The 13871-nt window shown below is 71.3% G+C and carries 11 protein-coding genes and 1 pseudogene; 9 read left to right on the top strand and 3 right to left on the bottom strand.

Going from position 1 to position 13871, the window contains the following annotated elements:
• Positions 1-59 precede the first annotated feature (59 nt).
• Together OG410_RS32770 and OG410_RS32775 are read left to right on the top strand one after the other, a co-directional pair.
• A complete protein-coding gene (locus tag OG410_RS32770; RefSeq protein ID WP_329302409.1) occupies positions 60-500 on the top strand; it encodes a DUF6278 family protein in 441 nt (146 codons plus the stop codon).
• A gap of 334 nt (positions 501-834) precedes the next feature.
• Positions 835-1050: pseudogene (locus tag OG410_RS32775) on the top strand (amino acid ABC transporter permease); the annotation flags it as partial.
• 76 nt (positions 1051-1126) lie between these two features.
• Here the strand turns inward: OG410_RS32775 and OG410_RS32780 are convergent.
• Together OG410_RS32780 and OG410_RS32785 are read right to left on the bottom strand one after the other, a co-directional pair.
• Complete coding sequence (locus tag OG410_RS32780; RefSeq protein WP_329302410.1) at positions 1127-2701, bottom strand: alpha/beta fold hydrolase; 1575 nt, start codon at positions 2699-2701, stop codon at positions 1127-1129.
• 197 nt (positions 2702-2898) lie between these two features.
• Entirely contained in the window at positions 2899-3723 is an 825-nt protein-coding gene (locus OG410_RS32785) for a hypothetical protein (protein WP_329302411.1), read from the bottom strand.
• A 103-nt stretch (positions 3724-3826) separates the two neighbouring features.
• Here OG410_RS32785 and ggt point away from each other — a divergent pair, with 103 nt between their 5' ends.
• Complete coding sequence (ggt, locus tag OG410_RS32790; RefSeq protein ID WP_329302412.1) at positions 3827-5638, top strand: gamma-glutamyltransferase; 1812 nt, start codon at positions 3827-3829, stop codon at positions 5636-5638.
• A gap of 179 nt (positions 5639-5817) precedes the next feature.
• On the opposite strand, the gene map is transcribed toward ggt, so the two are convergent.
• Positions 5818-6585 (bottom strand): type I methionyl aminopeptidase, encoded by a 768-nt coding sequence (map, locus tag OG410_RS32795; protein WP_329302413.1) that lies wholly within the window; start codon positions 6583-6585, stop codon positions 5818-5820.
• A gap of 32 nt (positions 6586-6617) precedes the next feature.
• On the opposite strand from map, the gene OG410_RS32800 reads away from it, so the two are divergent.
• The 6 genes from OG410_RS32800 (at position 6618) to OG410_RS32820 (ending at position 13738) form a co-directional block, all read left to right on the top strand.
• The gene (locus OG410_RS32800) at positions 6618-6872 is read left to right on the top strand and encodes a helix-turn-helix domain-containing protein (protein ID WP_328446574.1); all 255 of its coding nucleotides are present in this window, start codon (positions 6618-6620) and stop codon (positions 6870-6872) included.
• Positions 6873-7006: 134 nt separating this feature from the next.
• On the top strand, positions 7007-8578 hold the full coding sequence (locus OG410_RS32805; protein WP_329302414.1) for a hypothetical protein: 1572 nt from the start codon (positions 7007-7009) through the stop codon (positions 8576-8578).
• A 133-nt stretch (positions 8579-8711) separates the two neighbouring features.
• The gene (locus tag OG410_RS42675) at positions 8712-8870 is read left to right on the top strand and encodes an HAD hydrolase family protein (RefSeq protein WP_443063924.1); all 159 of its coding nucleotides are present in this window, start codon (positions 8712-8714) and stop codon (positions 8868-8870) included.
• 518 nt (positions 8871-9388) lie between these two features.
• Complete coding sequence (locus tag OG410_RS32810) at positions 9389-11275, top strand: hypothetical protein (protein ID WP_329302415.1); 1887 nt, start codon at positions 9389-9391, stop codon at positions 11273-11275.
• 340 nt (positions 11276-11615) lie between these two features.
• Positions 11616-12458: a nitrilase-related carbon-nitrogen hydrolase gene (locus OG410_RS32815; RefSeq protein ID WP_329302416.1), complete on the top strand. Its 843-nt coding sequence runs from the start codon at positions 11616-11618 to the stop codon at positions 12456-12458.
• Positions 12455-13738: an aspartate aminotransferase family protein gene (locus OG410_RS32820; RefSeq protein ID WP_329302417.1), complete on the top strand. Its 1284-nt coding sequence runs from the start codon at positions 12455-12457 to the stop codon at positions 13736-13738. The genes OG410_RS32815 and OG410_RS32820 overlap by 4 nt, the downstream gene beginning before the upstream one ends.
• Positions 13739-13871: the final 133 nt, after the last annotated feature.

Below are 13871 nucleotides of genomic sequence, written 5' to 3' on the forward strand. Positions count from 1 at the left end.
TTTGTTCACATACCGGGAACACGGAGCTTCGACGATCGCACCCCACGGAGAGGCCGGTCATGAACATCCCCTTCTTGGACAAGCTGCTCAAACGGCAGCCGGTGCGGCGGGACCGTCCCCTCGCCAGGGCTTTCGAGGACGACCCGGTGGGTGTGGCCGAGCTGTTCTCGGAGTGCGAACTGCTCCGCTCCCAGGCCGCGGCCGTCGGTCTCGAACTGGACGACACGCCGGACTCGTTGGTGGCCCTGGACCAGCTTCTGCCGCTGTGGCGCGACGACCCCGAGTCGCTGCCCTGGCTCGGGAACGACGCCGGTCTCTATCTCGGCACCGTCGTGGTGCGCACGGTGCCGGGCGCCTCCTGGCACGTCTGGCCCGGCGGCAGTCCGGCCGTCCGGCTCCCCTCGGGCCGTGAGATCCCGGTCGTCGAGGCCGGCCTCGACTGGGCCGTACAGGGCGTTCCCGAGCTGTCCCAGATGTACGCCGAGGCCACGGAAGCCTGACCCGAGGGCCCGGCGGAGCGTTCCGGTGGCAGCCCGCGGTGTCGTGATCCGTTCAGCGTCCGGCCTCGCATTGCCCGTCGGACGGATCCTCAACTGCCGCGTGACACGAAGGAATCCGTACCCGTACCCGTACCCGAACCCGCCAGCCTGTCGGTGGGTGCGCGAGCCCGTGCGCCTCGCCGCCGGAGGCAAGGCGGCCCGGCCGTACGGCGATCACGTGCAGTCCGGGGGAGACGCGCCGGGCGCCACCGTGCGCGAGTTGCCGCCGATGCCCGCACCGGCGGCGATCCCGCCGGCGACGGGCACGCGGCAGAGGACCGCGCTCCGCGCCCGCGAGGACTTCCTCGGGCCCGGGAGGCTGATCGCGGCGATCCTCGACTACGATTTGCCGTTCATCCCCGTGGTGACGGCGAGCCCGCCGATCCGCATCGGGATGTGTGCGCCGCTCTCCTGGTCCGCCCCACGGGCGTACGGGCGGGAGTGGCGCAGTCCCGAGACCGAGGCCGTGGACGTGGCTCCGGCCGAACCAGGGACGCTGCTGCCGGGTGGGGTACCCCCCCACAGCCCCGACATGGTAGGGGGAGCAGCAGCTCACAGGGCCAGGCCCGGCCGGCGCCAGCCGGAGATCACTGCTCGCGCAGGGGTACCGACACGAAGGACGGGTCGTGCTCCGGCGAGGAGAAGGTCAGCTGCGCGCCGGACGGGTTGTGCTCGATGTACAGCGGGTCGACCGTGTCGACGACCACGGCGAGACGATGTCCGGCCGGGACGTCGTAGGCCGTGGAGAACAGGTCCAGGTCCACGCCGAACGGCTCGCCGGGCGTCCGCCCGTGGAAGGTGTACGGCGCGTTGCTGACCAGCTTGCCGATGCCGAGCGGGCCCACGTCGTAGAGATAGGCGATGAACGTGCCGCTCTCCTTGGTGCCGGTGACCGTGGTGTGGAGTTTGACGGTGCCTCGTACGCGCTGGACGCCCGTGGACTTCTCCGACTGCCACACCGCGGTCCAGTAACGGGGCAGCAGCGGGATCGAGGCCATCGGCGGGATCCGGGTGAGCTGGTCGAGGATGCTGGACAGGAAGATGACCCCGCCGTCCGCGCCCGAGTCGACGTTCGCGCGGATCCTGGTGGAGCCCTCCAGGGCGATCTTCCGCGAGGCCGCGCCGACCGACTTCCAGTCCGGGTAGCCCTCGTAGCCGCCCGTGGAACGGGACTTGAGCTGCACCGGCTGTTCGCCGTCGATGCCGTTGTCCTTGCCCGCCAGATAGTGGTCGAACCAGCGGCCGGTGTCGGTCCACACGTCGTTGGGGAGCCCGAACAGGCCGGTGATCTCGGCGGTGGCGTGGTCGCCGGGGCGGAACTCCAGCCGCTTGGGCCCGGTCAGTTTCTCGTAGAACTTGGCGTACTGGTTCGCCGAGAAGATCGTGTCGCCCCAGGTGTTGGCCATGAAGACGGCGGGGCCGTTCTTGTCGAGCTGGTCGACGTATGTCTCGGGGGAACGTTTCTTCCCCCAGTCGATCAGGTCCTGCTCCTTCGACAGATTCGAGCCGAAGAAGTCCTTGAACACCTGCTGGGTCTCGGCGCTGGGGTGGCCCGTGATGTGCCCGACGCCGTCCAGCAGCGCGGCCGCCTGGACGTGTTCGGTGCGGCCGGAGTAGATCGACGTGGTCAGATCGGCCCAGCCGCTCAGGGCGGCGACCGCCTTGATGCGCTTGTCGTGCGCGGCGGCCAGCAGACTGATCCCGGCGCCGTACGAGACGCCCGCCACGCCCACCTTCCTCGCGTCGGCCGGAGTGTTGGCGAGAGCCCAGTCGATCACCTTGGACACGTCGGCGGTGTCACGGGGACCGGCGACGTCGATCTCGCCGCCCGACTGCCAGAAGCCGCGGACGTTGTAACTGACGACCACATAGCCGGAGTTCGCCAGCTTCTGGGCCTGTGCGAGGTACTCGACCTGGGGCAGGCCCCAGCTCGTGGGCAGCACGATGAGCGGATAGGCGCGGGTGCCGTCCGCTCCCGCGGGGGTGACGACGTTGGCCTTGAGGGTGGTGCCGCCGTCGCCGGAGATGTCGACGAAGCGGACACCGCCCGAGCTGTCGGCGGCCTGGGCGGCGGGTGCCAGGCCCAGGCCCGCGGCGGCGATCAGCGTCGCCGAGACGGCGCCGACGGCGGAAGTGCGCAGGGGGTTGCGACCGTTTCCCAACGGGTCACTCCTCACTTGGTCAGTGCAAGGTGACCCGACGGTAACCGCGGCTGCTTACTCGAAGTAACCCGTCGGTAAGTTACGTGCGAGTAACGATTGTTGAAGTGTTCATTTCCATCCGTTCAAACCTCGCCGGAGTGGGTCGCAGGGAACGGCCGGAAAGCGCCCACGTCTCGGTCGTGGCGGCGAACCGGGCGTCACGTGCGCCGGCGTGCCCGAGGCGTGGTCGGCTTCGGCGAGGCCTCCCCGTCCTGGCCGGAGTCGGACGCCGGGTCCGGCGCCGGGTCCAGGGCCGGCGGCGTCGGCAGCGGGGCCTGGGCGGCACGGGTGACGTCGGCGACGACCTCGACGACATCGGGGCCGTACGCCTGGGAGTTCACGACCTTCAGGAGCAGGACGAAGCTGTTGCCGCCGTGCTTGCGGGCGAGGCGTGCGTGGTTGCGGGCGAGATAGCGGCTCGCGGCCTGGTTGGTGATCGCGCGCTGGCCGCAGAAGAGGAAGACCGGTCTCGCGTCCCGGCTCTGGCCCGCGGTGAGCCGGGCGAGGATCACGTACTCGGCCTGGCCCGACTCCAGGCGGTAGCGCTCGCTGCCGATCTGGAAGGCGCCCCGGTCGGGTCCCCGTCCGGAGTCCACGTTGACCTGTACGCCGGGCAGCAGGGACTGCAGATGCGCGGCCATGCGCCGGTTCGACGCCGGTCCGCCCACGCAGAACTCCGTGCGTTCGCCGAAGCCCTGCTGGGTCGCGTCGTGCGCGATCACCTGGGCGTGCGCGCCGCAGTCCTTGATCAGGGCGGACAGTTCGAGAAGCGCGAACACGTCGTGACGCATCACCGTGAGCTCGGTACCGCCCGCCTCACGGTTCACCACGAGCAGCGACTCGGAGTTGTCGGGCAGCCCGAAGAACGCCTGCTTGCGACGGAGCTTGCGCTTCCACAGGTAGGTGCGGGCGAGCCAGCCGAGCGAGGCACTGATGCCTGCGGCCAGGAGGCCGAGGACGATGTTGCGCACGTCGTCATTCATGTGCGCGCATGCTAGCGGGCCCACGGAATCGTGTTCGAGGGGGCCTGACGTGGTCACCGTGGTGAAGTTACGCTGCGCAGACGGCTGTTGACTGGAGGTATTGATGCGACGCCCTCTTGCACGGAATCTGACGGTCCTGGCTGTTTCGGCCGCGACGGCATTGGTGGGTGCGGCGGCTCCGCCCGGGGCTCCGGCGGCGGGCACGGCCGCGCCCGCCGCGAAGGTGCCCGTCGCGGTCGGGTACGGAGGTGCCGTGGCGAGTGTGGACGCCGACGCCTCCGCCGCGGGCATCGAGGTGCTGAAGAAGGGCGGCAACGCCGTCGACGCGGCCGTCGCCACGGCGGCGGCCCTCGGCGTCACCGAGCCCTACTCGTCCGGCATCGGCGGGGGCGGCTACTTCGTCTACTACGACGCCAAGTCCCGTACGGTGCATACGATCGACGGGCGCGAGACGGCACCCCTGACCGCCGACTCCGGGCTGTTCCTGGAGAACGGCAAGCCGCTCGCCTTCGCGGACGCCGTCACCAGCGGGCTGAGCGTGGGCACACCGGGCACGCCCGCCACCTGGCAGACGGCTCTGGACTCATGGGGCAGCAGACGTCTGGGCAGCGTCCTGGAGCCGGCCGAGCGCATCGCCCGCTCCGGGTTCACGGTCGATTCGACCTTCCGCGCACAGACGGAGTCGAACCAGGCCCGCTTCGCGAACTTCCCCGACACGGCGAAGCTCTTCCTGCCCGGCGGCTCGCTGCCGGTCGTCGGATCGACCTTCAAGAACCCCGATCTGGCCCGCACGTACGAGGAGTTGGGCAGGAAGGGCACACGTGAGCTCTACACCGGCGATCTCGGCCGGGAGATCGTCGGCACCGTGAACAAGCCGCCCGTGGACCCGGCGTCCGGCTACGACGCCCGGCCCGGCAAGCTGTCCCTGAGGGACCTCGCGGCCTACGGGGCGAAGCGCCAGGCGCCCACCAGGACTTCGTACCGCGGTCTGGACGTCTACTCGATCGCTCCCTCCTCCTCCGGCGGCACCACCGTCGGCGAGGCGCTCAACATCCTGGAGGGGACGGACCTTTCGAAGGCGAGCGAGACGCAGTACCTGCACCACTACATCGAGGCGAGCAGGATCGCCTTCGCCGACCGGGGCCGCTGGGTGGGCGACCCGGCGTTCGAGGACGTACCGGCAAAGGGGCTTCTCTCGCAGAAGTACGCGGACGGCCGGGCCTGCCTCATCAAGGACGACGCGGTGCTGTCGAGCCCGCTCGCGCCGGGCGACCCGAGCAGTCCCGCCGCCTGCGGCAGTGCCGGCACGGCCGCCCCGACGACGTACGAGGGCGAGAACACGACCCATCTGACGGTGGCCGACAAGTGGGGCAACGTCGTCGCCTACACCCTGACCATCGAACAGACCGGCGGCAGCGGGATCACCGTCCCGGGACGCGGCTTCCTCCTCAACAACGAGCTGACGGACTTCTCCTTCGCGCCGGCCAACCCGGCCGTGCACGACCCCAATCTGCCCGGTCCCGGCAAGCGGCCGCGCTCGTCGATCTCGCCGACCATCGTCCTCGACCGGCACAACAGGCCTGTTGTGGCGCTCGGTTCACCCGGGGGCGCGAGCATCATCACGACCGTGCTCCAGACACTGACCGAGTTCGTCGACCGCGGACTCCCGCTGGCCGACGCGATCGCCGCGCCGCGCGCCAGCCAGCGCAACGCCGCCCAGACCGAGCTCGAACCGGGCCTGTACGACAGTCCGTCGAGGGCCGGGCTCGAAGCCATCGGCCACTCCTTCAAGGTCAACCCGGAGATCGGCGCGGCCACGGGCGTCCAGCGACTCGCGAACGGCACGTGGCTGGCCGCGGCGGAGAAGGTCCGGCGGGGCGGAGGCTCGGCCATGGTCGTGCGGCCCGCGTCCTAGGGGCCGTGTGGCCAGGGTCCGCGTGGCCCGCGTGGCCCGCGCGGCCCGCGTGGCGCGCGTCCCGGAGTCCGATGGCCAGGCCTCGGCGGTCCTGAACCTGGGACCGGCGTCGGTACGCGGCACTCGTGCCGCGGGGCAGGAATCGTCTCCTGCCCCGCGGCCGACGGGGACCCGAGCGGTCAGCGCGCCGTCAGGATGCGCGGACCCGAGTCCGTGATGGCCACCGTGTGCTCCGCGTGCGCCGCACGGGAGCCGTCGTTCGTGCGCAGCGTCCAGCCGTCGGGGGCCGCGTGGTAACCGTCCGTGCCGCCGCCGATGAGCATCGGCTCGATGGCGAGGACCATGCCGCGCCGCAGCGGCAGCCCGCGTCCCGGGCGGCCCTCGTTCGGGACGCCCGGGTCCTCGTGCATCCGGCGCCCGATGCCGTGGCCGCCGAACCCGTCCGGGATCCCGTACCCGGCCGTCCGGCACACCGTGCCGATGGCGTGCGCGATGTCCCCGATGCGGTTGCCCACGACGGCAGCCTCGATCCCCGCGGCCAGGGCACGCTCCGCGGTCTCCACGAGCCGCGCGTCGGCGGCGCGCGGCTTGCCCACGATGAAGCTGATCGCCGAGTCGCCCACCCAGCCGCCCAGTTCGGCGCCGAAGTCGATGGAGACCAGGTCTCCGTCGCGCAGCCGGTAGCCCGTCGGGATGCCGTGCACGATCGCCTCGTTCACGGAGGCGCAGACGACCGCGGGGAAGGGCGTGGGCGCGAAGGAGGGGTGATAGCCGAGGAAGGGCGACGTCGCGCCCGCGTCGCGCAGGACCTGATGCGCCACCTCGTCCAGCTCCAGCAGGGAGACGCCCACGTCGGCGGCCTCGCGCACCGCGGTGAGTGCCCTGCCCACGACCTGGCCGGCCGCGTACATCTCGTCGATCGATGTGTCGGTCTTCAGTTCCACCATGCCAATTACTATACCGGTATTAGAATGGTGTCATGGTGCGAACCCCACTGACCCCCGAAGAGCACGAACGCGGCGAGCGGCTCGGGCGGCTGCTGCGCGAAGCCCGCGCCGGCCGCAGCATGGCGGACATCGCGGGGGTGGCGGGAATCTCCGCGGAGACCCTGCGAAAGATCGAGACCGGACGCGCGCCCACCCCGGCCTTCTTCACGGTCGCCGCCCTGGCGCGGGCCCTCGGGCTCTCGATGGACGAGATCGTCGTGCGGTGCGCGCTGGTGCCGGCGGCCTGAGAAGCCCGCGGGACCGGTTCTCCCGCAATGTGCTTCACGGCATCCCCGAAGAGTTTCCCCACTGCACTCCGTCTGTTGGCCGTGGCTGGCTATCTTCGCCTCGCCTGGTTCCGGCAGCAGGAGAGGTAGTGTCCATGAGCACCCCGGTCCACCGCACCCCGACACGGCAGTCCGCAGCCGTCCCGACGTCGGCCCGGCAGCGTCGGGGAGGGAGTCCGTCCGGAAACTCGGGGGAGCACGCCTTCCTCCAGATGCAGTCCAGCGCCGGCAACCGGGCCACGACCGCGGCGGTGCAGCGTGCCAGGGGCGCGGACAAGGGGAAGGGGAAGGCGCCGGAGTCCGGCGGCGCGTCCGCCGGAGCGAAGAAGAACTATCGTGACCAGATCGCCGGGCTCCTGGACAGGTTCAAGAAGAACCTCGAGCCCATCGACACCTTCATCAAGGGTGTCCAGACCCCCACCAACGCGGGCTTCACCCAGCAGGCCGCCGCCACGGCCAACGAGGGTCTCAAGCACTCCGCCGCCGCCTCGGGGACCTCCGCCGCGTCGGGGAATCTCCTCACGGAGGTCGCCGGCACCGTGGTCAATGGCATGGACGCGTACAAGAACATGCAGGACGCCAAGAAGCACGAGACCGGGGCCGGCCACCACACGGCGAAGAAGAAGGCCAAGACCAAGGGGACCGACGCGGTCATCGGAGCCGCCGGTTCGGCAAGCTACAGCGCCGGAATCGCCAAGGAGGTGACCAAGCTCCAGAAGGCGGCGGACGCCGCGGTGGCGTCCGAGGCGAGCGGTATCGCCAGCGCCTCCGTCGGCGCGATCAAGGGAATACGGGCAGCCTTCCGCGTCGGGGGAGCGGCCCGCAAGTACCAGAAGGTGAAGGCGCTCGGAGATCCCCGTCTCGTCCAAGCGGGGTCACTGGCCCGGCTGAACGAGTCACGGGAGCAGGCCGACTGGGCCGCGGCGGAGGCGTACGTCGCGCTGGATGCCTACTGGGACCACGAGGGTGAGGGACGGCTGGAGCTCGTTTCCGAGGCCATCGACGCCGCCTGGGAGGCGATGGGTGAAGCCCGTGACGCCGCCGAGAGCCTCCAGCGCGCAGAGAGAGACGTGGAAAAGCTGAGCGCGGTGCAGGAATACGCGAAGAAGAAGCAACTCACCAAGATCGGCAAGGAGACGGTCGGCGGCGCGCTGGGCGAATCCACCAAGGCCGCGGCCGGCGTCGTGACGGCGGTCGCGGCGGGAACAGCCGGGCTGGCGAGCAACCCGGTCGGATGGGGCCTCGCCGGAGCCGGGGCCGGCCTCGTCCTCGGCGTCACCCTGTACAAGGCGCTCCGCGCCGCCACGAAGCGCTACGAAGAGGTCCGCCACCCTGAGCACTGGGCGCCGGAGGGCGAGACCCCGGCGGAGGCCGCATCCCGCAATGATTCGCTGAAGCATGCCCTGAAGTTCTGGCAGAAGGTGTCGAAGGGCGAACGCCAGGCCATGGCGCGCGAGATCTACGCCTTGGCGGCGGGTCCCGACATCCGAGGCAGCGGCAGCACGACGGCCGAGATGAGGGAATCCGCAAGGGCCCTCCTCATCGCCCTCAAATCAGGCCCCACCAACCACAAGCTGGAACCGGACGCGTGGGCGGACACCCTCAATGACCCGGCGAAGACCGCCGGTTGGATCAAGGAGATAGCGGAACAGCTGGCGTCGGGCTGACCGTAGTCGTGGGTGCGGCGCTCGGGCATGCCCGGCATCTTCGGCAGCACGGGTGCCGCCCGAGAGCCGGTCGCACCAGCCTTTTGCCTGAGCTGTACTGAGGTCTGAGGTCTGAGCCTGAAGTCCGAGCCTTCTGTGCGCGGCCGGGCTTGCCGCCGCTGTCGAGAACGCCCACGAGGACATCCTGCGCGCCGCCGACATCGTGCTGCCCAGCAACGACGACGAAGGCGTCGCCGCCCTCGTCCGGCTCGTGCTGCCCCGTGCGGCGGCGGTGGAGGCGTGTCGCATCTGAGAGCGGGCCGGGGTCCGCTGTTTCGGCCTGGGGCCGGGCGGGCGGTCGGGGGGCGGGCCCGGTAGGCCGTGCGGGGACCGTCGTCCGGAGTGTTCCGGAGTGTTCCGGAGCGCCGGTGGCGGTCCTCGGGCGCGTTCCGGAGTGCGGGTGGACGGTTTTTGGGCGTGCTCCGGGGCGCGGATGGATCGTCCTCGGGCGTGCTTCGGAACGCGTGGCGCATCCTCCTCCGGCGCGTACCGGGCCGCTCTGTGCGTACGAGCCCGGGCGGGACGGGGGAGAGGCGCGGGCGGTCTCGGTCTTCGGTTCGCGCGGATGCTCGTCCGGTTGCCCGTTGATCTGCTCCTCGATCTGCCCGTCCATCTGCCCGTCCGGGGCGCGCCCGTGCGCACGTCGGGCGCGCCCGTGCGCCCCTCGCGGAAGGCTCTGCGTTCCCGCCGAAAACTCCCCGTAGTCGATCCGTAACACGACTGGTGTTCGCTGTCGGGTCGAAGTGCTCACGTCGGGCGGGGAGTTGAGTGATGACTGTAGGACAACTCCCGGAACAGGTACTGGAGTTCGCGCGGTATCTCAACGGGCTTGTGGAGCGGCTCGACCGGAGCGGCGGCTGGTGCGGAGTCTTCTGGCAACGCGACCCCGAGGGCATGCGAGCGTGCCTCGAAGGCCAGGAGGTGCCGCCCTGGGATGTCGTCGCGGCACTGCTCCAGGACGTCCTCGCACAGTACGGCGAGCGTGCCGCCGCCCAGGAGACGGCGCGGGCTCACCCGCTGTACGAGGCCTCGCTGGCCGCGTACGACGTCCGTCCGGGCGCCCGGGAGGCTCTCGGCGACCGCCTGGACGTCATGCTCCGCGAACAGCGCTACGCCGCCGAACGCCAGGCCGAACTGAGCGGACGGCTCCCCTCGGTCGTTTCCCGGGGGGAGGCCGAGGCGATCCGCCTGGACCTCGCCTGGGCTCAGGACGATCATGAACGGGCCACCGCCCGCTGCGCCGAACTGCGCCACCGCATGGACAACGTCGACCGCCACGCCCTGCGGGCCCGTGCGCGGAGCGCGCCGGGTTTCCCGGCTCCGGCCGCCGGGGGCGGCGTGTGGACGCCGCAGCCGGAGAACCGGGCGGACCCGTCGGAGGGGCACCTGCCCGAACGGCATCCGTCGGGAGGCAACCGGTTCGACGGGGACCTGCCCGCGGGGGATCCGTACGGAGCGGGAGGTGTCCGGCCCGGCCGGGAGACGGGCGCGCCGGGCGGCGAGGCGGAACCCAGGTCCCCGCTGACGAACCGCGTGTCGAACCACGCACCGGGCCACGACGCACAGCCCCGGTTCCGGCCCGCGGCGCACATGCCGGGCCACGACGCGCGGCCCCTGTCCCCGCCGACGGACTACTCGCCGGGCCGCGACGCCCAGCCTCGGCCCCCGGCTGCGGACCACTCGCCGGGCTACGACGCCGAGCCCGAGCCCCGGCCCACCGGCCACGTGCCGGGTCACCACGCGCAGCCCCTGTCCCCGGCTGCGGACCACTCGCCCGGATATGACGCGCAGCCCGGGTCCCCAGCGGCAGAGCCCCCCTCGAGCGGTCAGCGGGCCCACGACCGGGGGGCCGTGTCCGCTCCGACGCATGACAGGACCCCGCCCGGCGCCGACGAGTATCCGGTGAAGCGCTCCAAGCGCCGCCGCAGAGGGGGCGCGCGCTTCGCCGGGATGGCGGAGCCGGACGTGCAGGCGGTGGTGCCGGAGTCGGGTCCCGTGCTGCCCGCCCCGCCCGCGCAGAGCCGGCGTACGCCCCGCGGCGCGCGTTTCGCGGGAGCCGCCGAGGAGTCCGCGCCCCCGCGCGCGGGGGCGGGCACCGAGACGGTGGCCGGGGCGGAGCCGCGGGACGAGGACGCGCGGCGGCTCACCGCCGAGGCCGTCGCGACGCTCACGCGGCTGCGGAGCGAAGGCCGCAGCGGCGAGGCGCACGCCGTGCTCGTCGAAGCCGCGTACTGGCCTCCCGCACGCTTCCCCCTGCTCGCCGCCGAACTGCACCGCGCCGGCCTCGACGCGGACTGGGCCACCCTGCTCTGGGAGGCGGCCTCGCTGCCCGCCGACCGGCTGGTCGCCGCCGCCGACGCGCTCGCCGCCGCCGACCGCACCGCCGACGGCAGGCAGATGCTGCGCCAGGGCGTCACCCGGCCCGCGCCGGAGATCGGGGCCGCCGTCCTCGGCCTCGCCGACGAGGGCCGCGGCCGCGAGATCAGTGCTCTCCTCGACGCGTACGTCCGCGTACGGACCCCGGAGGAGGCCGCCCGCAGCGCCGAGACGGACCCGCAGCGCCTCGTACCGCTTCTCCTGCGGGCGGCCCGGGGCGTGTCCGACGAATGCCAGTGGGACCTGGTCCACGCCCTGCGCGTGGCCGGCTTCACGGCGTGACGGCCGCCGCCCCGGAGCGTCGGCCGTCACACCCGTCCGGGGCGGAGGCCCGTCACGCCCGTCACACGGGCGCGCCAGGGGCGCACCATTCGGCCGACTGGCTCGCTCCACATGGCGTTCCGCCTGGCTTTCCGCCCGGTCCTCTGCCCGGTCCTCCGATCGGCCGTACCTCCCGCTCCACCGGCCACGTCACTCACCCGTGAGGGTCAGAAACGTGATCGACTCAGCGGGTTAACGACGATGGTCTTGGCAAGGCTGTCCGGGGGGCTTACTTTCGAGCCTCTACAGCCTTTGTCTACGGGCGTAGAGGCTCTCTGACGTCCCGTCGAAGGAGCAGCTCATGGGCAACGTCGTACGTGCCGCCCTGGTCCAGGCCACCTGGACCGGCGACACCGAATCCATGGTCGCCAAACATGTGGAGCACGCCCACGAGGCGGCCCGGCAGGGTGCCAAGGTCATCGGGTTCCAGGAAGTCTTCAACGCCCCCTACTTCTGCCAGGTCCAGGAGCCGGAGCACTACGGCTGGGCGGAGCCGGTTCCCGACGGGCCCACCGTCACCCGTATGCGGGAGCTCGCGCGCGAGACCGGCATGGTGATCGTCGTGCCCGTGTTCGAGGTCGAGCAGTCCGGGTTCTACTACAACACCGCGGCCGTGATCGACTCCGACGGCACCTACCTCGGCAAGTACCGCAAGCACCACATCCCGCAGGTGAAGGGGTTCTGGGAGAAGTACTACTTCAAGCCCGGCAACCTCGGCTGGCCCGTCTTCGACACGGCCGTCGGCAGGATCGGCGTCTACATCTGCTACGACCGGCACTTCCCCGAAGGCTGGCGGCAGCTCGGTCTGAACGGCGCCCAGCTCGTGTACAACCCCTCCGCCACCTCCCGCGGCCTCTCCGCCCATCTCTGGCAGCTGGAACAGCCCGCGGCGGCCGTCGCCAACGAGTACTTCATCGCCGCGATCAACCGGGTCGGGCAGGAGGAGTACGGCGACAACGACTTCTACGGAACCTCGTACTTCGTCGACCCGCGCGGACAGTTCGTCGGCGAGAGGGCGAGCGACAAGGCCGAGGAACTCATCGTCCGCGACCTGGACTTCGGCCTCATCGAGGAAGTACGCCAACAGTGGGCGTTCTACCGCGACCGGCGCCCCGACGCCTACGAAGGGCTGGTGCAGCCATGACCGACCTGTACACCCGCCACCAGGCCGTCCTGCCCGAGTGGCTCGCCCTGTACTACGAGGACCCGATCGAGATCACCCACGGCGAGGGCCGCCACGTCTGGGACGCCGACGGCAACAGGTACCTCGACTTCTTCGGCGGCATCCTCACCACGATGACCGCGCACGCCCTGCCCGAGGTGACGAAGGCCGTCAGCGAGCAGGCCGGCCGGATCATCCACTCCTCGACGCTCTACCTCAACCGGCCGATGGTCGAACTCGCCGAGCGCGTCGCCCAGTTGTCCGGGATCCCGGACGCCCGTGTCTTCTTCACCACCTCCGGCACCGAGGCGAACGACACGGCCCTGCTGCTCGCCACCGCCTACCGGCAGAGCAACCAGATCCTCGCCATGCGCAACAGCTACCACGGCCGGTCGTTCAGCGCGGTCGGGATCACCGGCAACAAGGGCTGGTCACCCACCTCCCTGTCGCCGCTCCAGACGCTGTACGTGCACGGCGGCGTCCGCACCCGCGGCCCCTACGCCGACCTCGACGACGCCGCGTTCATCGACGCCTGCGTCGAGGACCTCAAGGACCTGCTCGGCCATGTCCGCCCGCCCGCCGCCCTGATCGCCGAACCGATCCAGGGCGTCGGCGGCTTCACCGCTCCGCCCGACGGCCTGTACGCAGCCTTCCGCGACGTGCTCCAGGAGCACGGCATCCTCTGGATCGCCGACGAGGTGCAGACGGGCTGGGGCCGCACCGGCGAGCACTTCTGGGGCTGGCAGGCCCACGCCGCCTCCGGCCCGCCCGACATGCTCACCTTCGCCAAGGGCATCGGCAACGGCATGTCCGTCGGCGGGGTCGTCGCCCGCGCCGAGATCATGAACTGCCTGGACTCCAACTCCATCTCGACCTTCGGCGGTTCACCGGTCACGATGGCGGCGGGGCTCGCGAATCTCACCTACCTCCTCGAACACGACCTCCAGGGCAACGCCCGGCGCGTCGGCGGCCTGCTGATCGAACGGCTCCGCGCGGTCGCCGCGCAGTTCGGCGGTGTCCGCGAGGTGCGCGGGCGCGGACTGATGATCGGCATCGAACTGGTGCGGCCCGGTACCGACCGCGCGAACCCCGAAGGGGCCGCGGCGGTACTCGAAGCGGCCCGCGAGGATGGCCTGTTGATCGGCAAGGGCGGCGGTCACGACACCAGCGTGCTGCGCATCGCCCCGCCGCTCTCCCTCACCGTCGCGGAGGCGGAGGAGGGCGCGTCGATCCTGGAACGCGCCCTGAGGCGGGCCCAGTAACGGATCGTGAGCAAGGGCGGGTGAGCCGAAGGGGCGGGCGGTGTCGAAGACCCCGGCGCGCGAAGACCCGAAGGACCGGGTGCGCGTCGGGTCCTCGACACCGGCCGCAGCGCTCCGGAGGCGAACCGAGCCA

The organism is Streptomyces sp. NBC_00659 (assembly GCF_036226925.1).
Classification (GTDB): Bacteria; Actinomycetota; Actinomycetes; order Streptomycetales; family Streptomycetaceae; genus Streptomyces.

Coding starts and splice junctions, on each gene's coding strand:
- OG410_RS32770 (WP_329302409.1), top strand. CDS start 60: ATGAACATCCCCTTCTTGGACAAGCTGCTCAAACGGCAGCCGGTGCGG.
- OG410_RS32785 (WP_329302411.1), bottom strand. CDS start 3,723: ATGAATGACGACGTGCGCAACATCGTCCTCGGCCTCCTGGCCGCAGGC.
- ggt (WP_329302412.1), top strand. CDS start 3,827: ATGCGACGCCCTCTTGCACGGAATCTGACGGTCCTGGCTGTTTCGGCC.
- map (WP_329302413.1), bottom strand. CDS start 6,585: ATGGTGGAACTGAAGACCGACACATCGATCGACGAGATGTACGCGGCC.
- OG410_RS32800 (WP_328446574.1), top strand. CDS start 6,618: ATGGTGCGAACCCCACTGACCCCCGAAGAGCACGAACGCGGCGAGCGG.
- OG410_RS32805 (WP_329302414.1), top strand. CDS start 7,007: ATGAGCACCCCGGTCCACCGCACCCCGACACGGCAGTCCGCAGCCGTC.
- OG410_RS32810 (WP_329302415.1), top strand. CDS start 9,389: ATGACTGTAGGACAACTCCCGGAACAGGTACTGGAGTTCGCGCGGTAT.
- OG410_RS32815 (WP_329302416.1), top strand. CDS start 11,616: ATGGGCAACGTCGTACGTGCCGCCCTGGTCCAGGCCACCTGGACCGGC.
- OG410_RS32820 (WP_329302417.1), top strand. CDS start 12,455: ATGACCGACCTGTACACCCGCCACCAGGCCGTCCTGCCCGAGTGGCTC.